The organism is Phyllobacterium sp. 628 (assembly GCF_014189505.1).
GTDB lineage: Bacteria > Pseudomonadota > Alphaproteobacteria > Rhizobiales > Rhizobiaceae > Phyllobacterium.
On sequence record NZ_CP050303.1, the window covers coordinates 13,363 to 39,091 of the forward strand.

Here is a 25,729-nt window from a genome sequence, read left to right on the forward strand (position 1 = left end):
TTCTTGGCGGCGCGTCTGGCCCGTCGGGTTCAATCTCCATCGTCTCCGGAACTCCCGTCCGGTTGCGGGCCCAATGCGGGAAATCAGGGATTGGCGACGAAATCGCCGCCACGGCTTTTCTTCAGATAATTCAGCGAATGTACCTGCCCGGTCATTTCCAGATCGTCGCGATAGACGGGATCGTGCCAGCCCTCGATGTCGATGGACCCTGACCAGCCAGCCAGACGCAGTTCCGATATGACATCGGTCCAGTTGGTATCGCCAAATCCCGGCGAGCGCATGAAGACAAACTTCTCCTTGCCAAATACGCCATGTTCGCGAATGACCTCCCAACGGATCGTCGCATCCTTGCCGTGAACATGGAAAATCTTCGGCGCCCATTTGCGGATCTGTGGCAGCGGGTCAATCAGATAAACCATCTGGTGACATGGCTCCCACTCAAGCCCGAGATTGTCGGCCGGAACTTCATTGAAGATCATTTCCCATGCGTCGGGCGTATGGGCAATATTCCAGTCACCGCTTGCCCAGTTACCGTCCATGGCGCAGTTCTCGAAGGCAAGCTTCACACCCTTGTCCGCCGCACGGCGGGACAGTTCGCTCCAGACCTTCTTGAACTCCGGCAAACTGTCCTCGATGGGCTTGCCGCGAATCCGGCCGGTGAAACCTGCAATGGTCGTTGCGCCAAAAAGATGAGCATGATCGATCAGGGCTTCCCAGCCTTTGAGTGTCTCGCGATCAATTTCGGTGTCTTCCAGCGGGTTGCCGAACATGCCTAGCGTCGACATGGTGACATCGGCGTCACCGATGGCGTCTTTCAATTGCGATGCGAGCGTCGGAAGATCCTTGTCCACCACCTGCCAGAAATAAGGCTCGATACTCTCAAAGCCATGCGGCAGAATACTTTTAACATAGGCAGCGGGATCCGGTGCATTGCCCCTGACCATGGTACCGATACGGATCGATTTTGCCGGATTGCTCACCTTAAACTCCTTCAGATCGTGATTTCAATACGCCGCCCGGTTTCAGCGCTTTGGATCGCACCGAACACCATGGCAAGGCTTTTGATATTTTCATTTCCGGCTGTTTCGGGCGCAGGACCACCGCGCGTTGCCGCGATAAAATCCTGCATGACTCCGAGGTGGCCGCCGATGCGGTGAGACGCATCAAGGGGAGGTATCTCGACGGCAGCCACCCCGGAGAACAGGCCGTCCTTGCCGGAGGTGACGGCTTCGGCCCGTATGTCATCATGCCCGTCCCAGACAATCGATCCTTTGCTGCCGATAATCCGCCACGCGCTTTCCCAACTCGTGCGCAGTCCATCGGCGCACCAGCTGCCGCGATATGTGAAGATCGCGCCGTTAGAGAATTCGAAGATTGCCGCAGCGGAAGAACCCTGATTGTACCAGGAATTGCCAGGCTCCCACTCACGCGCATAAACAGCGTTGGCAGCTTCACCGCTCAGAAAGCGGGCAGCGTCGAACGTATGAATGGCCATATCGAGAAACAGCACATGACGCATTTCTTCGCGGAACCCGCCGAAATGCGGGCCAAGGAAGAAATCACAGTGCAGGCTTGTAACCTCGCCAATCGCACCCGATTCTACAAGTCCACGGATGCGCCGGATTTGAGCGAGGTAGCGTCTGTTCTGAACCACCGCATGGATACGTCCGGCAGCTTTGGCGCGATCAACCAAATCTCTCGCCTCGTCCATCGTTTCGGCCATCGGCTTTTCCGAGAGAACATGACAACCGGCAGCAAGCCCGGCGGCGACAGTCGCGTGACGCGCTGCAGGAACGACGATATCTAACAAAAGATCGGGACTGGTCTTGGCCAATACCTCGGAAAGGTTATCGGATGCGATTGCCGTGTTCAGACCAAATTCCGCAATGCGTGCCTCGGCCCGGTCCTTAGCCAGATCGACGACGCCGACGATATCCATATCGCCAATGGTCCGGGCTGCCTCGAACCATGCTTTGCTCATGGCTCCGCAACCGACTAAAACGGCACGCTGCATTTTCTCTCCTCCCAACGAAATTCACCTGGAACCGTCAAAATCGGTTGCAAATGGCTTCCGTAAACGTTTACGATTTCATATCGGCGAATTATTTTTGTCAATCCCTCTTTTCGGTGTTTTATGGACGGAGGGCCTAAGTACCGAGTCGCAAAGGGAGAAAACGTGTGAGTATCCGGGATCTAGCCCGCCACCTCGATATCTCGATCGGAACCGTTTCCCGCGCGCTCAACGGGAAAGCAGACGTCAATGAGGAAACGCGTGAGCGCGTGCTGGAAGCGGCGAAACGCCTTGGCTATGTGCCTAATCAGTCCGGCCGCAGTCTTCGGCAAGGAACTACAAATACGATCGGCTTCATGATCGAATCGACGATTGAAACAGCCGACGCTGGCGGCAGCTTCTTCATGCCGGTGTTTGAGGGCGTGCAATCGGTCTTCCGGCGTCATCACCTCGATCTGGTTGCGCTTTTGTGCGACATGGACGAGGAACCCGCTGACTATCTCAATCGTGTAGTTAGCCGCAGATTTGTGGACGGACTGATCATTTCAGCCACGGCTCGTCACGATCCGCGCATTGATTTCCTGCTCGAGCGAAAAATTCCGTTCATTACCCTCGGCCGCAGCGAAGCGCCGGGAAATTATCCCTGGATCGATCTGGACTTTGAAGGCGTGGCAATGACGGCGGTCAAGCGTCTTGTCGAACTGGGTCACCGCCACATCGCCATCGGCATTCCCGCCAGCGATATCAATCTTGGCTATATTTTCCTCGATGGTTACAAACGCGCCCTTGCAGGCAGCGGCATTGCCTTTAATCCGGATCTTGTTGTGCGGGCGCATGCCAATGAAGAAGGCGGCTATCAGACGGCGACTGCCCTGCTCGCGCAGAAACAGACCCCGACGGCAGTTATACTGGTCAACGAGAACATGGCCATCGGTCTATACCGGCGATTTTACGAAGCAGGTATTCACCCCGGCCGCGACATTGCGGTGATTGGGTTCAGAGAGAGCACCCAAAGCCGGTTCCTCTCCCCCACACTGACCTGTTTCAGAATTTCCCTGCGTGATCTCGGTATCAAACTGGCTGAATCCCTGCTTTCCACGATGCCAGCCTTTGAAGGTCATTATTCGCAGGATAAGGTGGAATTGATCTGGCCAATGGAACTCGTGCCGGGCGAGAGTGATCAATTTCAATTGCAACCGAGTAAACAGCAACAAAGCTGAATTGCATCACGCTGACTGGAAGTGAGCCGGTTAATATGTTTCGCGGGCAGCAAGGCACCGCTACGTCAGCCGGTCGAAGAGCGTGTGTTGCAGCGAACACAGGTGCTTATATTTAAATTTGGTATAAGTCGCTCAAATAGAGATGTAATTGATGCATTCCATAGCTCAATAGTTTAAATTGAGATCAACTTACGTCACAATATATATCGGTAAAACTTGGGGTTAGCATGAGCGATTTTGAACGCGGTCAGCAGGTCGTAGAATTGCTGAAAGAGAGGTCTTTTGCATCCGTCCGCGACCTGCAGGAACTTCTCGGCATTTCGGCCGCAACGGCTCGCCGCGACATTGACAAGCTTCATGATCTTGGCTTCGCCCGCAAGGTATATGGAGGCATATCGGCTCTCGAGGGGCCTGCGCTGCGAGATCGCGATTCAACCCGTCCTTACGACGAAAACAGGGATTTGGCGGTCGACGCCAAGCGAGCCATCGCTGCATTGGCGGCAACGCTTGTTCGGGATGGGGATTCAATCATTGTGCATGGTGGATCCACGTGTTTTGAGCTGGGCACATTGCTGGCAACACGCAACATTCGCCTCTATACGAATTCCATGCCGCTCGCCGCTTACGTGGGCGAGAAAGGAAGCTGCAGCCTGACCGTAGCGGGCGGAGATCTGTATAGAGAACCGGGTATCATCCAGCGCCAGTCGACCGGAAACATCTTTTTCGCATCCAAATGTTTTTTTGGTGCACAGGGATTAAGCAAAGACGGGCTACTTGAGTCTAACCCCCTGATCGTGCAGGCCATGCAGGAATTAAGTGAATGGTCGGATGAGATCATTATTCTGGCTGATAGTCGAAAATTCTCGCTGCGAGCCAGAAGCGTCGTCGTGCCACTCACGCGAATTGGAGCGATTATAACAGATGACGGATTAACGGATACGGACGCCAAGTATCTGGAAGAAGCCGGAATTACCATCCACATTGCACAAGCTACTGGTCCTGACGTGTAAGTGTGGCTAGCCACAAACGTCATGTGTTCAAACCCGGCGGTACGATATTAGCGAAATGCCGTGCCTGGTCTGCCCCCTTTGAAGCTGCCCTCCATAACAAATGCTGGAAGAATATAATTCGGGAAAATCCGCTCGCTTTCCATTTGGCTGAATAGCTGGCTTTCCGACAGGTGTGCGTGAACCCCCGTCCGGGTCAACGCACTGTTCAAACCAAAACTTCGTGCCCCCGCAATATCGTGACCAAGACTATCGCCAATGGCGACAACGCTGCGAAGCGGGGGGCTTCCGACGACAGCGATTGCGTACTCATAAATCTGCCGATAAGGCTTGCCGATCATTGTTACCAGCCCTCCCATATCTTCATAGATTTCCGCCAAGGCACCAGCGGACGGAAAGATGTCACCATTCAGTAATTTGTGCCTGTCAGGATTGGTGCAGACACAGGGAATTCCTCGTGAAGCAGCCGGCCGTAATATCTCCCTGTAACTATCCAGGGAGATTCGCTCCGTTTCACTTCCGGAAATGATAATCAGGTCGGCATCGGCAGCAGATGAAACACTCTGACAATCAAGCGCATTTGCGAGGGAATTATCCTGACCACTCGAAATCGTAAATATCCGGCTCGGCCGTTTTCCCGGCAGAAAGGAATCAACGGATTTCAACAGCGACGAAGCCACATCCCCCGAAGTGACGAAATAATCAAAAGAACGCGCGCTGAATCCAAGAGTAACAAGCCGCTCGGCATTATATGCGCCACTTCGTCCTGAATTCGAAAGGATAACGATTTTACTCCCTTTCGCCTTCAGCTTTGCCAGCGCATCTATCGCGCCGGGATATGCAGCCTCGCCATCGCGTAAAACTCCGAACTGGTCGATAAGGAAAACATCATAATTTAAACTAAGCGCATCCAGCGACGTTATTTCCGGCAAATTGTGCATTAGTTGATCCAATTCCGTAAAACCAGCCGCGCTACACCGGTCGCGGCTTCATCCGAGTCTGGTGCAAGCAATGGCACACCAAGGTTTTGCTGACGGATCGTTCTCCAAACCATGTTTTTTGCGCCTCCACCCACTGTTCGAATATTTTTCAAGGAAGGTCCGCCAAGCGAGCTCAGACGCTGATAGCCCATGCACTCAATGGCTGCTATGCCTTCAAAAATTGCTTGAAGATAAACCGCATCATCGGACGGACGGGGCTCAATCTTGGGCAGGTGATAGGGATCGTTGATAGGAAATCTTTCGCCGGGCTTTAGCAGAGGATAGTAATGAAGACCCGTGGAAGAGGTGGGATCCATCCTGCCGCTTAACTCATCCAGCCTGCTCTCACTGACCAGCGAAGTGATCACCGCTCCGCCCGTATTTGATGCTCCACCGGCAAGCCAAAGGTTGCCGACCCTATGACTATAAACCCCAAATTCCGGCACGCTGATTGGCCTGTCGCAGGCAATTTTGAGGACCAAGGTAGAACCAAGCGCTGTTACTGCTTCTCCAACACCCTTCGCACCCGTTGCAAGAAAGGAAGCGCAGCCATCCGTTGTCCCGGCATGAATCTTCGCGCTTGCAGGGAGTCCCAAATCCCGCGCAGCCCTGCCAACTGGGGATATAATTTCGCCAGCGCGCACGATCTGCGGCAACATACTGCGCCGCATGCCGACATCCTCCAGCCATTCGGGCCAGATTTCGTCTTCCAGACTATAACCTGTCTTGAGGGCATTGTTCTCATCGCCGATGGGCGTCCCCTCGCCAAGCAACATCGCGATCCAGTCTGCTTGATGAACAACCGCGCTGACACCAAGTCGGCGTGAAAGCACTATCGCCCGTCCAAGCGGCGTTGTGATTCCCCGTGCTGCGCTATCGCGCGGCGCTATGGCGTTTAATGCACTTAAAACTTTGCCGTCATCGCATACATCGTTGTAAAGGCTGGGGAGACCAACAGGTCTGTTATCTGAATCAACGGCAACAACTGTTCCCGATGTTCCATCAACAGCAACACCGAGAACATCGTCAAATGAACATAGCAAACGCAGGTGAGTGAGACACTCCTTTACCCCCGTCCACCACGCCCCTGCATCTCTTATCTTTTCGAGCGATCGATACGGTGCTTTTGTAGAAGCGAGCACTTCGCCGCGTTCATTCAATGCTGCGGCCCGAACACCAGACGTTCCAAGATCGATACCAATTGCTTTTGCGGACCCAAGCATCATGATCTTGCGGATCTATCGCTATCAATAGTTTGACGATATTGCTCCGCTTTCAAGTGCTGAAATTCCATGTGGTACGCCGCATCCGGGTTCAAGGTAAATTCCTTATTTCGCATTCAAGGGAACAACTGCACGTGCTGGAACGCCTGCAGCTGCTTCAATTTATTTTTGTTCGTTGAGCGGTGTCTTGAGAACAGCTGGTTCTGATTTTTGCAGTTTCGCGATTGCCTCCGCGGCAGCAGTAACTTCTGTTTTGCTGGTCAGCGCGCGTACTACGAGAGTTGCGTGATGGCTTTCACCCCCGCGCAAAACATTCAACCGGCCAGCTGAGCGCTCTACAGGACGTGGATACGGAAAGTTGGTGGCCGGTTCTAAACCCGTGACATATCCGGTTCTGGACGGTGCTTCATTTTTCCAGAGAGAAAAGGCAGGCAGTTCCTTGATGTTGAAATCCATCACAGCGGCCTTTGTGCCATCTGCGGATTTCAACATTGTGGATGTATTGCCGTTTTTATCCCCCTGCAACTCCATCAAATAGACCTGTTCCGTGTAACCCGGCTGATGAGGCCCTGTGTACTTGTTCCAATCGACGAGGTCACCTTCCAACGCGCGAGCATCGCGCGGGGAAACCTTGCTCACAGCGGCAATAAACTCCGCCCCAGCCACGAGCAATGGCGGACCAAAGTTTGTATGATAGAGACTTTCAAACTCCTGAGGAGCATCCGACAGATTTGTAATCGTGTCATCGAACGTTATCTCGGGCTTGCCAATCGGCGTCGATATTTCGGCTTTCAGCTGCAGATTGGGCCCGAACATCTGGGTGTCATTCACCACACCCTTGAATACAAGTTTTGGCTCCTTGCCACCCTCATACCTTACGTCCACATAGCTGGCAGGCGTATGATCAATATTGCCATGAAGATTGAGTGGAACACCGTCCATGCCGGGAGCGCCAACCGATGCAATCCCCGCACGAACCATCCAGCCGCCGAAGCCATCAAGCCAGCCAAGTCCACCACGATTGTTCAGATCAATAAAGGCGGGGCTTACAATTTCAGTGACGGGAGAATCCCAGCCCAGACGTAGATCGCCTACTTTCGCCTTCCAGACACCAAAGCCGCGCGTCGGAACGATCGTAAACGTCATGACGCCGTTATCGACATCGATAACCTGTACACCCTCCTGCTTTCCGCCGTGCAGCGAGCGCAGTTTCACACTCCATTTTTCGCCGCCCCATTCTTTGTGAGAGACCTCCCATGCAGGGGTGAACTTGTCGTTGGCTACATCCAGTAATATTTGCTTGTGCTCACCCGCTGCGAATGCGGACGGCATGGTTCCAATAACGCAGATGAACGTTCCTATAATGAATGGAGTTTGTACAAATGAATACATTTTTTCCTCCTCAGAAATTTAACTTGTTCAATCGCGACAGAACGGTTGCGACGACGTGACGGAGGGCTCCCCGCCACGTTATCGGCAGCGATCCGCAGCATTAAAAATCAAATGACGAGGCGTTTTCCTTATTGAACACGAAGGGGGCACCCAACAGAATTTCGCTTCCGTTGATCACCTTGAGCTCGCCCAGCTTGCCAGCCTTCACAGACTTGCTGCCTGGCTTCAGGTCCCCGTCTGCAGTTGCGCGCAAGACGTAAGCCGCTGCGTAACCAAGATCGACCGGATTCCAGAGAATTGCCGACTTGACGCAGCCCGATGCAAAATAGGGCTTCATCGCATTTGGTGTGGCAAGGCCAACGACCGAGATGCTTCCGCATTTTCCGGATTGGGTGATCGCATCGGCAGCGGCGGGAGTTGCGACACTCGTCATTCCAACTATGCCCTTCAGATCAGGACCATACTTGTTAATCAGGGTCTTTGCCTGATTGAAGGAGAGGATATTGTCCTCTTGCGCTTCAACTGTTTCGAGCCATTTCATTTTCGGGTGACATTTGGCCTGATAAGCCGACATTTCGGCTATCCAGCGTGCCTGATTGGGCGTGGTGAATGTCGACGTCACAATTGCAAAAGCCCCATCCTCCCCGATCTCCTTGGAGAGGGTGTCGATCAGCGATTTCGCGACGCCATTAAATTCCGCCTGATTTACAAACCACTGCCGTGAATCGGGGCTCGAATTGGCGTCATAACCAACCACATTGATACCTGCTGCTAGAGCCTTTTTGAGTATCGGAGCAATGGCAACGGGATCATTTGCCGCGTAGAGAATGCCATCGACACCACTGGTGGTGTAGTTGTCAATCAGCGTGATCTGGTCATCGATATTTGCTTTGGTTGGACCATCCGTCTTAACATCCATAGTCCCCATCTCTTTCGCAGCCTCGGCAATACCTTTTGACGTGGCGGTGAAATATCCGATGCCGACAAGTTTGGGGATATCGACGGCCTTGAGGGTTTTGCCCTTCCGATTGGGTGCATCAACAGCCGCCCCGCCATCGTAAGGTTTGGAGGCAACGTCAGCTGGAGAGGCATCGCACGCCAGAGGGTTGGTGGGCTGATCATCTGCCCCTGTCCAAGCCGGGGCCGCATACGAGACGCCGGTCAATAGCGACAGGCTCAGGAATGTCGGTAAAACTTTGATAAGCATAGGTTCTCCTCCTTATTATTGTTGGCTGTTTGCTTGGCTGGCGAGGCTAAAGGTCTGGATCAATGTTCCGGGAAGCCATCCCGGCTGAAGATGTTGCTGAGCAAAATCGTGACAATCAGGACGGCACCAATGACAACGATCGTGCCGTCGCCCCTGACACCTGCCAGAGAGAGTCCGTTTTTTAAACTTTGAATGAGAATCAGGCCAAGGATGGTACCGACGATGGTTCCCTTACCGCCGAATATGCTTGTACCTCCAAGCACGACAGCAGTGATGGCATCAAGTTCGAGACCTGTTCCCATGTCCGAGCGCGTCGTAGAGACGCGCGAAACAAAAATCACTCCGGCAATGGCTGCGGCAAAGCCCGATGCGGTATAAATGGCGAGTTTTGACCGCTCGACAGACAACCCGGAAAAGCGGGCAGCAATTTCGTTGGAACCGACCGCGTAAACCGTTCGTCCCCACACGGTGCATGACAGGATTATGGTTGCCGTAATTGCGAAAATGAAGAGAACCAACAGCTGGGTGGGCAGGCCGTTAATCTGGCCTTGTCCAAGAAGATAAAACCAGTCCGGATAACCTCCAACGGATCGGGCTTGGCTGATACCTTCTGCAAGCCCGCGATAAAGCGCGAGTGTTCCCAGCGTGGCTATCAATGGCGGAACACCGCAACGTGCTATGATGAGCCCGTTGACAAAGCCCCCCAACGTGCCAACTCCGACCGCAAGTGCAGCAGCCACGGGCAGGGATATTCCGAAATTATGCCAGAATACCCCAATCAGGATTGCAGTAAGGCCCATGATGGACCCTACAGAAAGGTCGATACCGCCGGAAGCGATCACAAAAGTCATCGCCACGGCGACCAGCCCCACCTCCGTCATCAGCCGGCCTTGATTAAGCAGATTTGCCACAGTGAAAAATCGATCCGACTGCGCGGACAGAGCAACCAGTGCGAACACAACCACCATCGCAAGAATAGTTTCGTGGCGCGTGAGTGAGCGAATGTGTGCAAAACTGGCCATCGTCTTATCCCCATACTTTGCGACGGCGCATCATGTCGGCAAGCACGGTGATCAGGATGAGCAGTCCGATCACGGCTCGCAGCCAATATGCCGATACATTAGTGAAAATGAGGGCCGAACCGATCGTCGCGAAAAGAATGGCGGCCAATGTTGACCCAATCACGGTTCCGGTTCCTCCGAGGACGGAGACGCCACCGATAACTGCAGCCGTTATAATTGTCAGTTCGAGATTGGGTGGAACAGTTGATTGTATAACCTGCAATTGAGTGGCAAACAGAATTGTTGCTAAGCCGGCAAATGCCCCATGGATCGTGAAGACCATGACGATCCGCCTCTGAATGCGAATACCCGCTGCCAGCGCTGCTTCCCTGTTTCCGCCGATGGCATAAAGGGAGCGTCCAAGTGCCGAGTATTTGAGCCACACCGACGCAAATACAGTGAGCACGATCATCGCCAGAATTGGAAAAGGCACGCCCAGCATGACACGTTGCGCGAGCAGAAAATCAGGAGGCAAATTCGAAATCCAGGCTCCGCCGGTAACGCTGACCAACCCGCCTTTGAGAACAGACAGCATACCCAGAGTGGCGATGATTGAAGGTATTCTTCCGTAAGCGACAAGGATCCCGACGACCGCATTGATCGCCATTCCAATGACCACGGGCATTAACCAGGCAAGCCACACGGGGTAGCCCGAAACGGCTAATGTCCCCGATATTGTCGCAAGCACGCCGATGAGTGCACCAACCGACACATCAATCTGCCCAGTTATGATGAGCATGGACATGCCGATGGCAGCAACCGCGATATAAGCATTTCCGGCAAAAATTGAATTCAGATTGTCGAAGCTCAGAAAACGCGGACTGTACAAGCCGACGGAGACAAACATTATCAGTATGGCACATAGGATCGTCAGTTCCTGACCGTACGACCTGTACGCATACCTGATGAACGCGTTGCCTTTTCCCGGCAGGGGAGCAGCCTGTGTATCATCGGTTGTCGCCGTCATGCTGCTTCAGCCTTTTGCGAGACAGTCATGGCAGCGCCGATACGTTCAGGCGTGGCATTTTCACGGTCGATTATCGCGGTGCATCGGCCATTGTTCATGATCAATACCCGATCGCTCATTCCAAGGACTTCCGGCAACTCGCTGGAAATCAGAATGATTGACATTCCCTTCTTTGCGAGTTCGTCGATCATCCGGTGAATTTCAGCTTTTGCACCGACATCGATACCTCGGGTGGGCTCATCGAGGATGAGGACTTCCGGATTGGTCTCCAGCCATTTGGCGAGGACCACTTTTTGCTGATTGCCACCTGAAAGGCGCCCCACGGGCTGATTTGGGCCCGCCTTCGCCTTGATATTGAAACGTCTGATCAAATTTCTTGCGCGCTTTTTCTCATAGGAAAATCGTATGAAAATGCCTTTGGAATTACGCTCAAAAGCCGCCATAGACAAATTTTCGCGAACGCTCATCGACTTGATCAGCCCCTGCAAACCCCGATCCTCCGGCACATAGGCTATTCCAAGATCTCTGGCTTGTGACGGCGTCCTGATTGTTACGCGTGTGCCTTTCAGATCGATTGTGCCCGCAGTTGCTGGAGCTAGCCCAAACAATGCGTGAGCAAGTTCCGTGCGGCCTGATCCGACCAATCCAGCGACACCCAATATTTCCCCACGCCGCAGGGAAAACGACACATCTTTGACGAGTGAGCCAGACGATAAATTATGGACCTCTAAAGTGGTCTCTCCGAAAATTGGCTCTGACTTTGGAAACACTGTTTCAATCGGACGCCCCACCATCATTGTGACAAGTCTGGCTTCGTTGACAGCATGCGCTGGCTCTGTGCCTATTATTTGCCCGTCACGAAGAACAGTCACACGGTCAGCGAGCGCAAAAATCTCCGGCATCCGGTGACTGACATAAATGATACCAACCCCGCGCGATCGCAAGTTCTTCACGATGCTCATCAATCGCCTCACATCCCCCTGTGCGAGGGAGGCAGTCGGTTCGTCCATTATCAGAACGCGGGCGTTATAGCTCAGCGCTTTGGCGATTTCGACGCGCTGACGCTGCGCTACGGAAAGCTCCCGTACTTTGATGCTTACATCGAGATCAGTGCTGTCCAATTGGTCCAAGAGGTCACGCGCCCGTGCATGCACGCCCCTCCAATCAATTCCGCCCCAAGCATGGCGAGGCGAATGGCCGAGCAAAATGTTCTCAGCCACCGAAAGCTCGGGAAACAGCAATAGTTCCTGGTATACCGTGGTGATGCCCCGCCGCATTGCATCGGCAGTGGAGGTGAATCTTGTTTCCTTGGTCTCGACAGAAATTATTCCGGAATCGGGTGTGAACAGGCCCGACATAATTTTGATGAGTGTTGATTTTCCAGCACCGTTTTCACCAAGAAGCGCATGCACTTCTCCCGATCGAACGTCGAAATTCACATTGCGTAGCACAGGGATCCCGACAAAAGACTTCGAGATATCAGAGAGCGCCAAATAGCTCTTTTGAAGGGGCTGCATATTTTCTCCCTTGTGATCGTGACTTTAAGTCGTCACTTTTTGCATCACTTTATGATTTAACTTAAGCATAAATGATTATATTCAGTCAATCTATTAAATTTTATGGAGATGTTGATTATAAAAAGTCATTTTGAGAGAATGTCATCAACACCTACCTAAGGCTGGTTAAACCCGAGCTGATACGGTTCAGAGATGATGGATATGTCGAAGTAACCCGTGCTCGGACATCGTGCGGCGAAGAAACCGCAGATATCCAAAAAGAGCAGTCGCCCATTCAGTTAAATACCAGTCCGCAAAGCGTTATCTGCTGCGGGCAGAGGTGATCACTTTCATCTTGTCGTTGCGCTAGACGCCATCAAAGCTTGTCGGAAGCACGAGCATATCGCGGATGGTCACAGTGCGTTTGCGGGTAAGCATGTAAATGACTGCATCAGCCACCTCGCTGGGATCGATCAAGGCGCCGGCTTCTTTTGCTTTGCGCAGGTTTTCCTCTGGCCAGTCAGCCAGCAGGGCGGACACCACGGGCCCCGGAGATACCTGAGCCACACGCACGCCGAACGGTATCATTTGGCGGCGCATCGTCTGGACAAAACATGTAATCGCCCATTTCGAGGATGAATAGACGGGTTCCCAATGGATCGGAAAATGGCCGGCGACCGAGCAGGTTACGATAATGTCGCCGGTCTTGCGCTCAGTCATGTGCGGCACGACTGCATGGACATTTTTTATGACCGCGTTGACGTTGAGATTGAGCATTCTGTCGATTGCATCCGGCGTGGTGTCGGCCAAATTTCCGCCAATGTAGGAGCCTGCGTTACAGTAAAGTATATCGATATGATCAACCTTTTGCAGAATGTCGGGAATCATCCTGTTGCAGCTTCCCTCATCCAGAAGGTTCGTTATCTGTGGAATGGCTTTTTCGCCCAGCTTGCCAGCAAGAGCGATCAGAGCCGCCTCGTTCCAGTCTACCATGACCACAGTAGCGCCTTGTTCAAGGAGAGCTTCAGTGGCGGCCAACCCGATTCCGGAAGCGGCACCCGTTATGACAGCGATTTTCCCTTGCAATGAAACAGACATGCTTTTCTCCTCTTGCTTCAATGATGTTCCGGCCATGGCTCAACGCCATTCACGTCCGATGTAGATAGTCAGCAGAATGATGGAACCCTTGATCACATCCTGGAGATAAGGGTTGATACCCATCAGATTGAGCCCGTTGTTGAGAATGCCCAGCAGCACCGCCCCGATCAAAGTACCCAGGATCAGCCCTCTCCCGCCGACTATTGCCGTGCCGCCAAGGACAACGGCAGCAATGGCGTCAAGCTCGAACCCGACGCCGGCATTGGGCTGCCCGCTCATCAGCCTACCAACCAGAATTATCGCCGCGAGCGCCGCAGTCAGGCCGGAAATCCCGTACACCGCCAGTTTGACACGCTGTGTCTTCACGCCGGAGAGGCGAGCAGCAAGCTCGTTTCCACCAAGAGCGTAGACGTGGCGTCCGAAAGCGGTCCGTTGCAGGAGCACCCAAGCGACGGCATAGCTGACGAGCATGATAATAACCGGCACCGGTACGACCCCTACTCGTCCGACACCAAACCACGATAGCCAGCTGGGTATCCCGCTGATCGGATAGCCTCCCGAGTAAATCAGGCCCAACCCCCGCGCCATGCCCATGGTGGCGAGTGTCACAATAATCGAAGGCATCTTCCCCCATGCGACAAGGGTGCCATTGATTAAACCGATACTCACTCCGACGATAAGCCCGATAGCAAGGCCCAGTGGTGCGGATACTCCCGCATGCACCATCATTCCAGCGCTCAAGGTGCCAACAAGTGCCATGACCGCACCAACCGAAAGATCGATACCGCCCGTCAGAATGACGAACGTCATGCCAATCGCAAGAATACCAACGATAGAGACCTGACGCAGCACATTCATGATGTTGTTGAGGGTGAAGAAATTGTCACTCGCCAGACCCATCAGAACGGACACGACAATCAAGCCGATCAGCGGGAGTGCCAGCGGCGAACGCAGCACATATTCCAGGCCTAATCTAACCGTACCTGACCCAATTGCCGTTGGGGCCCTTGTGATTTTTGTTTCCTGCAGCATGTTACAATCTCCCGGTCGTCGCGTGGGTCATGATGGTTTCGGAATTGACCAGTGCGCCCTCAACGGTGGCGACGATTCCGCCTGAGCGGAACACACAAACACGATCAGACAGGCCGATTACTTCAGGCAGCTCGGACGAGATCATGATGATTGAGCAACCTTTGTCGGCGAGTTCGCGCATAAGCGAATAAATTTCGGATTTGACGCCCACGTCGATGCCGCGCGTTGGCTCATCGAAAATAAGCACTCTCATCTCGTGATTCAGCCACCGGGCAATGACTACTTTTTGTTGGTTGCCACCTGACAAGGTATCGACCCGGGCGTCAGGTCCCTGCGCTTTGACGCGTACCCTCTCCATCGCTTTACCTGTACAATCCCGCTCCTTGTTCAGGTCGATAAACCAGATGTTTTTCTGGTACTTCCTGTAATTGTTCAGCGAGATGTTCTGCAGGATTGAGAAGCTTGTGATCAATCCTTCATCTTTCCGGCTTTCAGGCAAAAGCCCGATGCCCTGCTCCAATGCCTCATCCGGCCCGGAAAAGCGCTTCGCTATCCCGTCCACACTAACCTTGCAGCGCACGGCGGGATAAGCGCCAAGCATGGCGAGCACGGTTTCCGTCCGCCCTGATCCAACCAATCCGGCAAAGCCAAGGATTTCACCACGGCGCAGCGAAAATCGAGATACAGGCCCGCCCCTTCTGAGTTGAACCTCTTCAACGTCTATGACGATGGGGGCAGCCGGATTGAGAGGCGGTTTTGGCGGAAAATTGTTTTCGATCCGGCGGCCAACCATCATTTCGACCAGTCGGTCTTTATCAACTTCGGAAACCGCGCAGGAATTGATGAGTTCGCCGTCGCGCAGGACAGTGACCCGGTCGCATATCTGGAAAATCTCCTCAAGGTGGTGAGAAATGAAAACGATAGCCACGCCCTGCCGGCGCAATTCGAGCATAACTTTGAAAAGATGCTCTACCTCTGGCGGCGTCAGCGTGGCAGTCGGTTCATCAAGCACAAGGATGCGGGCATCGAGGGACAGGGCTTTGGCAATTTCGACAAATTGCTGCTGGGCAACAGACAAGCGGTGCACTGGCACGTCCAACGGCACGTCAACGGCGAGCTGGCGCATGAGTTCACCCGCACGTTGCAGCATCGCCTTGCGGTTCAGCATGCGAAACCTGCCGCGAATTTCGCGGGCAAGGAACATATTATCAACGGCATCGAGATAGGGGATCAGGCTGAACTCCTGAAAGACAATTCCAATACCTGCCGCGATAGCTTCATTGTAGTTGGCGAAAGTGCGCTCCGTCCCTTCAATCAGCACCCTTCCTTCCGACGGCTTGATAATGCCGCAGAGAATTTTCATGAGTGTTGATTTGCCTGCGCCGTTTTCACCCAACAGCGCATGCACCTCACCCGCGCGCACTTCCAGATCGACGCCCTTGAGCACTTCGATCTTGCCGAAGCTTTTCCTGATTCCAGCCAGCTGTAGCATTGAGCCCTCCTAACAAAGTTCGAACTGCCCCTGCTGAGGCTGACCGGGATCTGGGACCTGCTTTTACCAGCTGAATCCAGCCGCGTTTTTGCTGTCGACAACCATCACATCGATTGGCACTTCCTTCGGCACTACGCGTGCTCCCCACTTCTGGGCGAGAGCCATGGCCAATCCGACACGAACCTGATCGCGCGGAAACTGAGCGGTGGTCTCGATGAATGGTGTACCATCGGCAATCGCTTTAACCGCTTCCGGGGCTCCATCCACGGATGTGAGCTTGATGTCCCGGCCCGATCCCTGAATGGCCGACAGAGCGCCCATTGCCCCACCGTCATTAACCGAAAATATTCCCGCAAGATTTGCATGCGACTGGATCATATTCTCCACCACACCAAGCGCGACCGACCGGTCTTGACGGCCATTTTGCGTATCAACCAGTTTGATGCCGGTGAACTCGGCAAGCGCAGCCTTGCAACCCTCGACACGCTGAAGGATCGGTATGACAGGAATACCGTCCAGAATGGCAACCTCGCCATTGCCGTTGAGCGCTTGGCCCAAATGCTTGCACGACAAGTAGCCGGCATCACGATTCTTCGAACCGACAAAAGTATCAACGGGGCCGTTCGCGTTGGCATCTACTGCGACTACGGTAACACCAGCGGCTTTCGCAGCGTGCACTGCTGCCTCGATCCCGGCACTATCCGTTGGATTCAACAGAAGAATATCGATTTTTTGCTGCAGCATGTCTTCGACGTCGGAAATTTGCTTGGTGACATCATGGCCAGCGTCTGTAACGACGACATCAGCGCCGATGCTTGCGGCCGCTTCCTTGAGGGCTTCCTGCATAGACACGAAATAGGGATTGTTCAGCTCCTGGAAGGTCATTCCAATCTTGAGCTTTTCTTTGGCAAGTGCGGGCGTTGCGAGCAGAGCCAGAGCAGCCACTGCTGTAAGAAGGGTAGATTTCATTTCGTTTCCTCCCATGGATTCAAAGCAGGTAAAACCTGCGCGTCTCCCGGCTGCACCACGCAACCGGAATGAGTGAACTTGTGCTGAGGTCGTGCCAGCCGCTCCGCCCCTACGAGGGGTCTTCTATGCTGCTCAGTTCTCTATCTCGCGACGGGGCAAATATGGCCCATCGCCATGTGGATGCTTACGCATTTTGCTCAACGAAGCCTCCGGAAATCAGTTGATCGACGTGTTGCCTCCATTCAAGTTTGTATTCCGCAAGGCCGGGTATCGATGCTGGTAAAGCCGTGTGGCAGTCATTGACAAAGGGGTTGCTACCAAGGGTGTCAAACACGATCGCCGCTGCACCGAACGCACTTCCTTCCGCATTGACGCTCGTATGCACGGTCTGGTCAGGGCGTAACGCCGCAAGCAGGGATGTATAAATGTGCGTCTTGATCAGGCCGCCATCAATGACAATGGCGTTCTGCGAGCCGATAATATCCAGTGAAAGGTCCGTCATAAGCGCAACATAAAGTATCGCAGCGGCTGCACGTTCCTCGGCATTTGGGACCGGGCCGATAAAGCGACCCTCGTGGCCCGGCACTGGTCCGCCAAGGGCAAAAGATGGCAATGCGAAAAGCTGCTTGGCGATTACCCCCGAACAGCCTCCAAGGAAATCTGAGCTGCCCACCCGCCACTTGCGACTTCATATTCACGGCCACCCATGAAGCGGATCGTTGCAACGGGTCCGTGGTCGACCATCACATTTGCCAGCATGTCCCGTGTTGGGATGAGCTTTTCAAGCGGCGTTGCCTGGTTGAAGATTATTACCCAGGTCCCAGTTGAAACCAGCGTAAAATCGGAGAAGCCAAGCGAGCGGTAGTAATAAAGTGCCGAGCTGCTGTCATGAACGCCGTTGTGAACCGTAACCTCGTGGCGCTGGCCATCATCGAGAGTTAATGGGTAGGTGCCGACAACACTGCCAGCTCTGGCAAGTTCCGGCATTCGGGAACGCCAACCCATGCGATAGACGAGACTGCTGAAATCATCTTTTAGCGGCGCCCAAAGATGGGAGTGGCAACCGAGATAAGAGACTTCCGAAACCTTGCGCCCCGAAAATTTCCAGCTCCAGAATTGCGGATAGGCGAGGATAGCGTCAGCGGATTGGATCAACTCGGGATCACGTTTGTCGAGCCAAAGAAGGTGGCGACCATAATTAAAACCGAGGGGCAGTTGCGGGGAGAACGTTTCACTGAAACCCGGCGTGACAGCATCAATACAGGCGGCGATATCAGCGGGTGGCTCCTGCTCATAGTCGAGGATGGAGTGGACAAGCTCGTTGCCGGCGACCAGCGCAAATGTGCAGCCATGCGCCGAGAACATGACCCGATCGACACCGTGTGTGGAAGCGACCCGTGCGAGTTCGCGCTGCATCCAGTCAAAGAGTGTAGCCTCGTCAAGAACGCGCAGGTCACCCTCGTCGTGCCAGATTGGGCGCGTCCGCGCCTCGTCGATGAGAACGCCTTCCGCCGACACAACAAACAGCTTTGAATTGGTCTTGCCCAAGTCAAAGACGGCGATGGGAGAATGGTTCAACACATCCCTCCCGCGCTCACGATCATGATGGCAATGCCCGCGCTACGGGAAAGCAAACTATCGGCTTGCGGCATCCCGGCAATCACGTGTTCTGCCTCAACGGCAATGACGTGATTTTCGAGCAGGAGAAGCGCGCTTCCTGCACATCTCGCAGACATGCCGCCATCAACCTTACACGCGCAGCAGAGGTCATGAATTTTATCTGGCTATCACTATTTTTCATAACACTCCTCCCTGGCGTCTCCCGTCGCCTAATGAGTGATGTTAATCACAAAGAAAAATCATGGCAAGTTAAATGATGAAATTTATTCGTATTTGACGATACACAACCGAATAGATACTGTAACTTGGTTATATTTGCTCGAAATAATGATTTTGAAAGAGCGAAAAGGTTGTAAAAAGGGGAAGTTCGCCATGGCTGTTGGCATTCGGGCGGAGGACGCGTCATCCTTGGGCGCTTTCATCGATCTCTCAAAAGAGATCGGTAGCGACATACTGAAAACCCAGGGTGCCGGCGGCAACACGTCCTTCAAGCAGAACGGCATTATGTGGGTGAAGGCATCTGGAACGTGGCTCGCGCATGCCGGCGAACGCGACATCATGGTGCCGGTGACAGTGGCACCGTTAGTCGCGGCGCTACGAGCCAATGATCCCAGAGCTGAAAAATCGATCGACTTCGTTGTAACGGAGCTCAACGCCACTGGCCTCCGCCCGTCTATTGAGACGAGTTTCCATGCCGTTTTGCCGCAGCGCATTGTTGCGCATTATCACTGCGTCAACGCAATTGCCCTGTCGGTTCTGGTTGACCGGGACAGGCTGATTGCAGAACGTATGGCAAAGGTGCCGGATCTAACGTGGGTGACGATCCCATACCGCCGACCTGGCACCCCCTTGGCCCACGAAATTGATCGGGTCGCAGCGCGCCGTCCGGATGTGCTGATCCTTTACAACCACGGCATTATAGTCACCGGCGAAACAGTCGACGATGTGCGCGAACGCATTACACGGGTGACTGACGCCCTCGCGATCAACGATCGGCCTGCAACGACGACAAACTCCCGCATTCTCGAATTAATGGCGGAAGGCTCAGAATTTCACGCTGCGAGTGACGCACAGAGTCACAAGACTGCACTTAGTCCGGCAAATGTTGCTGCGGCCACCGGGGGATCGATGTATCCGGACCACGTCATATTCCTTGGCACGGAGATCGGTTTCCTTGCTGATGGCGAGACTGCAAAATCCTTTGCCGATGCGCGCCGGTCGGCAAATCGTTCCATTCCCAAGATGGTACTGGTGCCGGGTCATGGCGTCCTCCTGTCCAACGAACTGACGGAGGGCGGCCGCGTTATGGCCCGATGCCTTGCCGAGGTCGTTTCCCGTATCCCGGAAAGGGCATCCCTGGCTTATCTGACCGCCGACCAGGAATTCGAGCTGACCCATTGGGAGGCCGAGCAATATCGCCAGGCGCTCGATCGTAGTTCAAGCAAGTTCGCATGAACATTGGCAAGCTACGTGCTAATGAATTCGTAATGCACGCCCGGCGTTAGCAGTTCGAAATTGTTGACGTCATGAACTGCGTTGGTCTTTCGTTAAGTCAACGCTCATTGCCGGTCTTTAGAAACGAAGAAAAGCCGCCTAACAAATATCAACGGATGGGCACGAGCGCATAGAATAAATAGTGGAATTGATGATCAAACATTGACCGCCTGTTGTTCCGTCTTGAGTTTCAAGGCCATGATGATCGAGCGCAATTCGGCTGGACGTATTGGCTTGGACAATATCGGTATTTCCGGGTCACCAACATCGTCACGCACCCGGTTCTCATCGTGGCCAGTCACAACAATGGCTGGAATATTGTGACCATTTTGGCGGCGAACATAGTCGATACAATCTGTACCAGTTGTCTTCGCCCCAAGGTCAAAGTCCGTAATGATCAAATCGCAGGTCACGTCTTTCCCCTCGGGCAGCCCATCTTCCCGTTGAACAATACATCCCCACTTTTCCAGAAGTATTCCGGTCGCCATAAGAATATTGATATCGTCTTCGACCAGAAGCACCCGCAAGCCGTCCAGCAGCGAGGCGGGCTTGATCCGGTTTGTTTCAAGCGATCGAACGGGCTCTTCGACAATGTCCAACCCATCGATCACAACCGTCGTTCCCTGCCCCTCAACGGACCGCAGAGAAACGTCCAAATCCATGAGACCGGCAAGCCGCTGAACAATTGACAGGCCGAGGCCGACACCTTCCGTGTCCTTGTCGCCCCGCTCGCGTACCTGATAAAACTCCTCGAACAGCCGCGGTAAATGCTCACCGGCAATGCCGGGGCCGCGGTCGTGGACCTCAATTGACAGTTTTCCGTTCCGTATACGGGTCCCCATCAGGACTGGGCTGCCCGGTGCATATTTCAAAGCATTCGAAACAATGTTCTGGATCATTGTTGTCAGAAGACTAGGGTCGGTACGGACAAATTTCCGCGTGGTTACAACCTTAAGCTCAACCCCTGCCCATTGCGCGGCTTCAGAGTTCTGCTGCGCGATATCATGAAGAATCCCGCCTATCGCAATATCTTCCGGGTGTGCTGTTATCTTGCCGCTGTCGAGAGTCGAGATATCAAGCAGGGACTGGAACAGTCTTGAAACGCTTTGAAGTGACCGGTCGATATTGTTGACCATCTGTCGTTCTTCAACGCCCAGTCGAGCATCACGCAGGCAGGCGATGAAAAGACTGATAGCGTGAATGGGCTGGCGCAGATCGTGGCTTGCCTGTGCCAAAAATCGGGATTTGGCGAGATTGGCCTCCAACGCAGAATTGTAGGCCTTGTGAAGCCGGTTGAGAAGCACGTAGACATAAGCAGGAACGAGGAGAGCGGTCATGACAAAGGTAACGACAATATAGGGTTGCTCACGCCAGAAACTGTTGAAATACGTTATGGCTGCCAGGGAAAGAAGCGCAAAGGCGGTTGCTGCCGCGAGATAGCGAGGCCCATAGCGCAATCCGTTCCCTACCGTCACCCATAATACCATTGCAAATATGGGTGCGGTTATTGCTCCGCCGACGGCCATTGCAAACGTCATGGCAAGATAATCGTTGGACATTGCGAAGACACGGCGTCCGAACTTGTAGCCGGGCCGTTTTACGATGTCGTGAAGCAGAAGCCAGGAACCTGGAATGTAAAGGGTCGAGTAGATGAGCATCACGACGATAACCGTATTCAGTTCACGGCTGCTCGCGAAAAGTGCAATCACCATATAAAGGAAAATCAGAGGTACCGTGATGACGCGTGATATGGCTTGGCCACGTTCAGCATCATATTCGTTTTTGTTGTTGTATGAATATGATGCTACGGTTTCAACAAGGTTCCTCGGCCAACTCATGTATATGTCCCCTTGTTGATGGTTCCCCCAGTTAGGCGAGAGCGTTTGCCGGATCGAGGCGAATAATCCTGTTCAATTCGGAAATAGCCTGCGACGGAACACCGGCAAGCGCCTTCTCGTAAGCCAATGCATTCGTGGACAAAAACACGATTATTCCAGGTCCAGCCCCGCTTACGCGCTTCATAGCGTAATCTCCGCTGCAGTTCAGAGCTAACATCTTACCAATAGTTCAATCGTCTTCAAAAGCAGAGGTGGTAGTGCAAATACACTATGTGACGCTGACGGCCCGACTTGATGAAGGTCCTCCTCAATTTGCGTGGTTCATTGGATGTTCGACGAGATTTCCTGCGGTAGCGGCAGTATGTTGAGTTTCACCGTGAACCAAAAATGCAATCAATCAATTCAGTTAGTGAGCAATGGCGTCAACCGAGAGAACAAACACGCCCGCGAAATGATATATGTTCCGATTGATTCTGATGTTTTAAAGTTGATTGAGCTAAAATGGTTTCTGCACTCGATGTGGCGCTCCCGGCAACCTAGAAACAACGACAAGGTTGCTGGGCTGTAGCGTCGCCTTAACATTGACCGCTCTACGAGGCGATGCCACTGTCATTGTCGGGCCAAGCGTCGTCCGGAACATCGAAGATGTCACCGTTCGGCACCCCGTCAATCTCGTATTTCCGCAGATAGCCGCCGAGAAGATCGCCGAAATTATCGGCCCTTGTCTGCTGTTTTCCTTCTTCGATCAGGCCCGGCAACAGCATGGCTATGACGCCGACACCGGCTGCAGCCAGTCCGAGGACACCCGCCGCTCCGGCGATCGGAATCATTCTGAGGATGCTCGGAGCGAATGCCCCTAACCCGCCTTCCACGGCAGAGGCGAGCCCGGCAAGTGTCCCGAGCGAGCCCGCGGTGATGCTGATGCCGCCGCCGACCGTATCGCCCTTGCGGATCGACTGGACGCCGTCGAATATCCCATACGCCCCGGCGACGATGCCGGCGATGCCCCCAATACCCTTGGCGGCATTTTCCGCCCGGCTCCAGTTGTCCGTCAGAGTCTTGAAGTTGTCCTCGGACATCTTGCCGATTTTTTTGCCGATGGAAGTCTCGGGATGCTTGTCCGCCACATCTTTCAGATATTGTTTCCAGGCCTTGATGCCGCCTTCGGTCAAGAGCGTCGCGGTCTGGATCGCTCCGGTGGTGATGTCAACTTTCTGCCGGTCAGTCGGGTTTCCGCCACTCTGAATCCCCTTGGAGATGGTGACACCGGCCATGAAGAGGCCGCTGACACCATGCAGAACACCCTTGTCGGCCGCTGCTTTGGCCGACGGATCCAGCCAGGTCGGGCTAAGCTCGGCGAGCGACTTCGTTCCCTGACGCAGCACATCCCAGCTGCCCCTGAAACCGGCGAGGATCTGTTCAGGCTTTGTGACAGTTCCGTCCTTATTGACAAACAGCTCCGGACTGTCCTTGCTGATCTGCTCAATGTAGGCTTTTACCTTTTCCTCGTCCAGCTGATCGCCACCATTGATGCCGAATGCCCGCTTTATGTCGTCGAAAGAGGCGTCCTTGAATGCATTTTTCTGCGCGATACCGGAGAAGTTCTCATTCAGCTTGTTGTCGAACTTTCCAGTGAATTCGGGATCAAGTGCGGCGTTGTAAAGCGCAACTTCCGTGCTGAATGCACCGGCGGCCTTTTCGAACGAATTGTCCTTCAACAGTTCGGTAAGCCGGTCGCCGGATGCCAGTGACCTCTCATAATAATCCTGGAAATCGCCCTTGTGTTTGGAATTGCCGACGGCCTCCTGGATTTCGCCCGGCTTGTCGATTCCCAAGGTTTCCTGGAACATCTTTGATGATCCGTAGAATTCTGCGAGCGCTCCCTGCTGGTCGGTTTTGCCGTCCTTGGTGTTTGTTTCCCACAGGTTGTCGAGAGCCTTGCCGGACTTGATCTCGTCGTCATAGGTTTTCTGCAGAGCGTCCCTGAGACCTTTATTGTCATTCAAGAGGTTGGTCATCTGCTTGGAGCTGTTCTCCTTCAGATACTTCACCACCTCCGGATCCTTCTCGAGGATATTGATGTGCTCGTTGAGATCCTTGAGCACTTCCTGTGGATCGGGATGGGTGCCGGCACGGTTGGCGATGCTGACCTTGGAATAGTCGTCCCTCCACATACCGGACTGGGCACCCTTGATGATCAGCTGCTGTGCCGACAGCAGCTCCTGGAGGGCGGCCGCTTTTTCCTCCTTCGAAAATTTGCCGGGATTTTCGAACAGGTCTTTATTCAATTTACTGGTGTCGGTGCCGTGCACGACGCTGCCGTTGGCAACGCCGGACAGGAAGGTAATAGCCGAACTTGCATCTTTCGGTGCCTGTTTTGAAATCCAGCTCGTCACGTCACCCTTGCTGAGATTGCCGTCAGGTTTGAACTTCAGCGGATCGCTTGCCGCTTCAAGCTTATCGAATGCCCCCGGCTGAGACCAGAAATTCAGCGCCTCTTTGAATTCATCGCTGATCTGCGGATTTTCGTCCTTGTACTTTTTGAGAGCTTCAGCCGTCAGATGTTCGCCTGAACCGGTTTTGCCTTTGATTGCATCAAAGTTCTCGTCAAGGATCGCAGCATATTTGGCAAGCGTCTTCGATGTTTCGTCAGCCTTGGGGTTCGCCTTTACAAAATCCTTGTAACTGCCGATCTCCTCAGCTTTCTTCGGGCCTTTGATTACCTCAAATCCGTACTTGCCGAAATCCTGAAGACGTCCTGCCTCCGTGCCATGCTTAGCCTCACCGCTCTTGGTGAAGCCATCAATGCTGGTGTTGGATACGTCGTCTCCGGACAGCGCGTCGCCCTTTTCATCATACATCGTGACGCGATCAAGGATCTGGCTGGCCCGGAATGCGGCATTGGCATCCTTTTCAAAATCGCCAACGCGATCCTTCAGCATATCCTTCACACCGCTCTGGTTGCCCAGGTTTTTAAGCAATGGAGAATCGTCGATGATATCTTGCGCAGAACGTCGGTCATCTTTCGGCAGTTCCCATTTGATGCCTGCTTTTTCCGCCTGTTCGCGGGCTTCCTTGTCGTCGCTGGCGGACGACACCTCGTTGAGTTCACCCTTGAGGTTGGAAAAGCCATATTTGCCGAAATCCTGCAGGCGGCCTGCCTCCGTTCCGTGGCGCGCGTCACCACCCTTCGTGAAGCCGTCGATGCGGCCATTGTCGACGTCCTTGCCGGCAATCCGGTTTCCGTCTTCATCGAACCTTTCAACATGATCAAGCACCTGCACCGCGCGGAATGCGGCATCGGCATCCGTTTCGAAATCGCCCACCCGCTCTTTAAGCCGATCTTTGACACCGCTCTGGTTACCGAGATCGCGAAGCAGTGAATCGCCGTTGATGATATCAGCCGCCGAGCGGTCGTCGCCTTTCGGCCGTTCCCAGATTATGCCCGCCTCCTTGGCGGTTTTCTGGGCTTGCGTCCATGCGTTGACTGTCTCGCCAGAAGGCGTGCTATCTCTGACAACTGTGGAATTGGTCGATGCGCTGACTTTCGACATTGGACGTGCGTCTCCTGTCTCCGTGACTTTTCAGTCGGGTGCCGTTAACGATTTGTCATACTTAACCC

General features: G+C 53.7%; 21 protein-coding genes. 3 read left to right on the forward strand and 18 right to left on the reverse strand.

Going from position 1 to position 25,729, the window contains the following annotated elements; genetic code table 11:
- Window positions 1–83 precede the first annotated feature (83 nt).
- Window positions 84–980 (reverse strand): sugar phosphate isomerase/epimerase, encoded by an 897-nt coding sequence (locus HB779_RS22720; RefSeq protein ID WP_188346667.1) that lies wholly within the window; start codon window positions 978–980, stop codon window positions 84–86.
- Window positions 981–991: 11 nt separating this feature from the next.
- The gene (locus HB779_RS22725) at window positions 992–2,014 is read right to left on the reverse strand and encodes a Gfo/Idh/MocA family protein (RefSeq protein WP_188346668.1); all 1,023 of its coding nucleotides are present in this window, start codon (window positions 2,012–2,014) and stop codon (window positions 992–994) included.
- A gap of 164 nt (window positions 2,015–2,178) precedes the next feature.
- On the opposite strand from HB779_RS22725, the gene HB779_RS22730 reads away from it, so the two are divergent.
- Window positions 2,179–3,231: a LacI family DNA-binding transcriptional regulator gene (locus HB779_RS22730; protein WP_188346669.1), complete on the forward strand. Its 1,053-nt coding sequence runs from the start codon at window positions 2,179–2,181 to the stop codon at window positions 3,229–3,231.
- 227 nt (window positions 3,232–3,458) lie between these two features.
- Window positions 3,459–4,241, forward strand: coding sequence for a DeoR/GlpR family DNA-binding transcription regulator (locus HB779_RS22735; protein WP_188346670.1), 783 nt, complete (start codon window positions 3,459–3,461; stop codon window positions 4,239–4,241).
- A 47-nt stretch (window positions 4,242–4,288) separates the two neighbouring features.
- Here HB779_RS22735 and HB779_RS22740 read toward each other — a convergent pair whose 3' ends face one another.
- From HB779_RS22740 to HB779_RS22800, 14 genes are all read right to left on the reverse strand, one after another.
- Complete coding sequence (locus HB779_RS22740) at window positions 4,289–5,179, reverse strand: TIGR01459 family HAD-type hydrolase (protein ID WP_188346671.1); 891 nt, start codon at window positions 5,177–5,179, stop codon at window positions 4,289–4,291.
- Window positions 5,179–6,444 carry an FGGY-family carbohydrate kinase gene (locus HB779_RS22745; RefSeq protein WP_371823964.1) on the reverse strand — a complete coding sequence of 422 codons (1,266 nt, stop codon included), beginning with the start codon at window positions 6,442–6,444 and terminating at the stop codon, window positions 5,179–5,181. The genes HB779_RS22740 and HB779_RS22745 overlap by 1 nt, the downstream gene beginning before the upstream one ends.
- A gap of 159 nt (window positions 6,445–6,603) precedes the next feature.
- Window positions 6,604–7,833: an aldose 1-epimerase family protein gene (locus HB779_RS22750; protein WP_188346672.1), complete on the reverse strand. Its 1,230-nt coding sequence runs from the start codon at window positions 7,831–7,833 to the stop codon at window positions 6,604–6,606.
- Window positions 7,834–7,933: 100 nt separating this feature from the next.
- Window positions 7,934–9,040, reverse strand: coding sequence for a substrate-binding domain-containing protein (locus tag HB779_RS22755; RefSeq protein ID WP_188346673.1), 1,107 nt, complete (start codon window positions 9,038–9,040; stop codon window positions 7,934–7,936).
- A gap of 59 nt (window positions 9,041–9,099) precedes the next feature.
- A complete protein-coding gene (locus HB779_RS22760) occupies window positions 9,100–10,062 on the reverse strand; it encodes an ABC transporter permease (RefSeq protein WP_188346674.1) in 963 nt (320 codons plus the stop codon).
- Between the two features lie 4 nt (window positions 10,063–10,066).
- Window positions 10,067–11,068, reverse strand: a complete 1,002-nt coding sequence (locus HB779_RS22765; RefSeq protein ID WP_188346675.1) for an ABC transporter permease — start codon at window positions 11,066–11,068, stop codon at window positions 10,067–10,069.
- Window positions 11,065–12,585, reverse strand: a complete 1,521-nt coding sequence (locus HB779_RS22770; RefSeq protein ID WP_188346676.1) for a sugar ABC transporter ATP-binding protein — start codon at window positions 12,583–12,585, stop codon at window positions 11,065–11,067. The genes HB779_RS22765 and HB779_RS22770 overlap by 4 nt, the downstream gene beginning before the upstream one ends.
- Window positions 12,586–12,930: 345 nt before the next feature.
- Entirely contained in the window at window positions 12,931–13,662 is a 732-nt protein-coding gene (locus HB779_RS22775; protein WP_188346677.1) for an SDR family oxidoreductase, read from the reverse strand.
- Between the two features lie 39 nt (window positions 13,663–13,701).
- Window positions 13,702–14,694 carry an ABC transporter permease gene (locus tag HB779_RS22780; RefSeq protein ID WP_188346678.1) on the reverse strand — a complete coding sequence of 331 codons (993 nt, stop codon included), beginning with the start codon at window positions 14,692–14,694 and terminating at the stop codon, window positions 13,702–13,704.
- A gap of 1 nt (window position 14,695) precedes the next feature.
- Window positions 14,696–16,186, reverse strand: coding sequence for a sugar ABC transporter ATP-binding protein (locus HB779_RS22785; RefSeq protein WP_188346679.1), 1,491 nt, complete (start codon window positions 16,184–16,186; stop codon window positions 14,696–14,698).
- Window positions 16,187–16,249: 63 nt separating this feature from the next.
- The gene (locus HB779_RS22790) at window positions 16,250–17,155 is read right to left on the reverse strand and encodes an ABC transporter substrate-binding protein (protein ID WP_188346680.1); all 906 of its coding nucleotides are present in this window, start codon (window positions 17,153–17,155) and stop codon (window positions 16,250–16,252) included.
- Window positions 17,156–17,339: 184 nt separating this feature from the next.
- Window positions 17,340–17,768 (reverse strand): hypothetical protein, encoded by a 429-nt coding sequence (locus HB779_RS25855; RefSeq protein ID WP_371823965.1) that lies wholly within the window; start codon window positions 17,766–17,768, stop codon window positions 17,340–17,342.
- A gap of 20 nt (window positions 17,769–17,788) precedes the next feature.
- On the reverse strand, window positions 17,789–18,733 hold the full coding sequence (locus HB779_RS22795; RefSeq protein WP_371823966.1) for a hypothetical protein: 945 nt from the start codon (window positions 18,731–18,733) through the stop codon (window positions 17,789–17,791).
- On the reverse strand, window positions 18,730–18,891 hold the full coding sequence (locus HB779_RS22800; protein WP_188346681.1) for a hypothetical protein: 162 nt from the start codon (window positions 18,889–18,891) through the stop codon (window positions 18,730–18,732). Before HB779_RS22800 ends, HB779_RS22795 begins: the two co-directional genes overlap by 4 nt.
- Window positions 18,892–19,147: 256 nt before the next feature.
- On the opposite strand from HB779_RS22800, the gene HB779_RS22805 reads away from it, so the two are divergent.
- Window positions 19,148–20,230, forward strand: a complete 1,083-nt coding sequence (locus tag HB779_RS22805) for a class II aldolase/adducin family protein (protein WP_188346682.1) — start codon at window positions 19,148–19,150, stop codon at window positions 20,228–20,230.
- 194 nt (window positions 20,231–20,424) lie between these two features.
- Here the strand turns inward: HB779_RS22805 and HB779_RS22810 are convergent, their stop codons facing one another.
- Window positions 20,425–22,107, reverse strand: coding sequence for a hybrid sensor histidine kinase/response regulator (locus HB779_RS22810; RefSeq protein ID WP_188346683.1), 1,683 nt, complete (start codon window positions 22,105–22,107; stop codon window positions 20,425–20,427).
- A gap of 590 nt (window positions 22,108–22,697) precedes the next feature.
- Window positions 22,698–25,661 (reverse strand): type III effector HrpK domain-containing protein, encoded by a 2,964-nt coding sequence (locus HB779_RS22815; protein ID WP_188346684.1) that lies wholly within the window; start codon window positions 25,659–25,661, stop codon window positions 22,698–22,700.
- Window positions 25,662–25,729: the final 68 nt, after the last annotated feature.

Excerpts from the sequence above, each read along its gene's own strand:
- HB779_RS22725 (WP_188346668.1), bottom strand. The coding sequence starts at position 2,014 with ATGCAGCGTGCCGTTTTAGTCGGTTGCGGAGCCATGAGCAAAGCATGG.
- HB779_RS22735 (WP_188346670.1), top strand. The coding sequence starts at position 3,459 with ATGAGCGATTTTGAACGCGGTCAGCAGGTCGTAGAATTGCTGAAAGAG.
- HB779_RS22740 (WP_188346671.1), bottom strand. The coding sequence starts at position 5,179 with ATGCACAATTTGCCGGAAATAACGTCGCTGGATGCGCTTAGTTTAAAT.
- HB779_RS22745 (WP_371823964.1), bottom strand. The coding sequence starts at position 6,444 with ATGATGCTTGGGTCCGCAAAAGCAATTGGTATCGATCTTGGAACGTCT.
- HB779_RS22750 (WP_188346672.1), bottom strand. The coding sequence starts at position 7,833 with ATGTATTCATTTGTACAAACTCCATTCATTATAGGAACGTTCATCTGC.
- HB779_RS22755 (WP_188346673.1), bottom strand. The coding sequence starts at position 9,040 with ATGCTTATCAAAGTTTTACCGACATTCCTGAGCCTGTCGCTATTGACC.
- HB779_RS22760 (WP_188346674.1), bottom strand. The coding sequence starts at position 10,062 with ATGGCCAGTTTTGCACACATTCGCTCACTCACGCGCCACGAAACTATT.
- HB779_RS22765 (WP_188346675.1), bottom strand. The coding sequence starts at position 11,068 with ATGACGGCGACAACCGATGATACACAGGCTGCTCCCCTGCCGGGAAAA.
- HB779_RS22770 (WP_188346676.1), bottom strand. The coding sequence starts at position 12,585 with ATGCAGCCCCTTCAAAAGAGCTATTTGGCGCTCTCTGATATCTCGAAG.
- HB779_RS22775 (WP_188346677.1), bottom strand. The coding sequence starts at position 13,662 with ATGTCTGTTTCATTGCAAGGGAAAATCGCTGTCATAACGGGTGCCGCT.
- HB779_RS22780 (WP_188346678.1), bottom strand. The coding sequence starts at position 14,694 with ATGCTGCAGGAAACAAAAATCACAAGGGCCCCAACGGCAATTGGGTCA.
- HB779_RS22785 (WP_188346679.1), bottom strand. The coding sequence starts at position 16,186 with ATGCTACAGCTGGCTGGAATCAGGAAAAGCTTCGGCAAGATCGAAGTG.
- HB779_RS22790 (WP_188346680.1), bottom strand. The coding sequence starts at position 17,155 with ATGAAATCTACCCTTCTTACAGCAGTGGCTGCTCTGGCTCTGCTCGCA.
- HB779_RS22800 (WP_188346681.1), bottom strand. The coding sequence starts at position 18,891 with ATGTCTGCGAGATGTGCAGGAAGCGCGCTTCTCCTGCTCGAAAATCAC.
- HB779_RS22805 (WP_188346682.1), top strand. The coding sequence starts at position 19,148 with ATGGCTGTTGGCATTCGGGCGGAGGACGCGTCATCCTTGGGCGCTTTC.
- HB779_RS22810 (WP_188346683.1), bottom strand. The coding sequence starts at position 22,107 with ATGAGTTGGCCGAGGAACCTTGTTGAAACCGTAGCATCATATTCATAC.
- HB779_RS22815 (WP_188346684.1), bottom strand. The coding sequence starts at position 25,661 with ATGTCGAAAGTCAGCGCATCGACCAATTCCACAGTTGTCAGAGATAGC.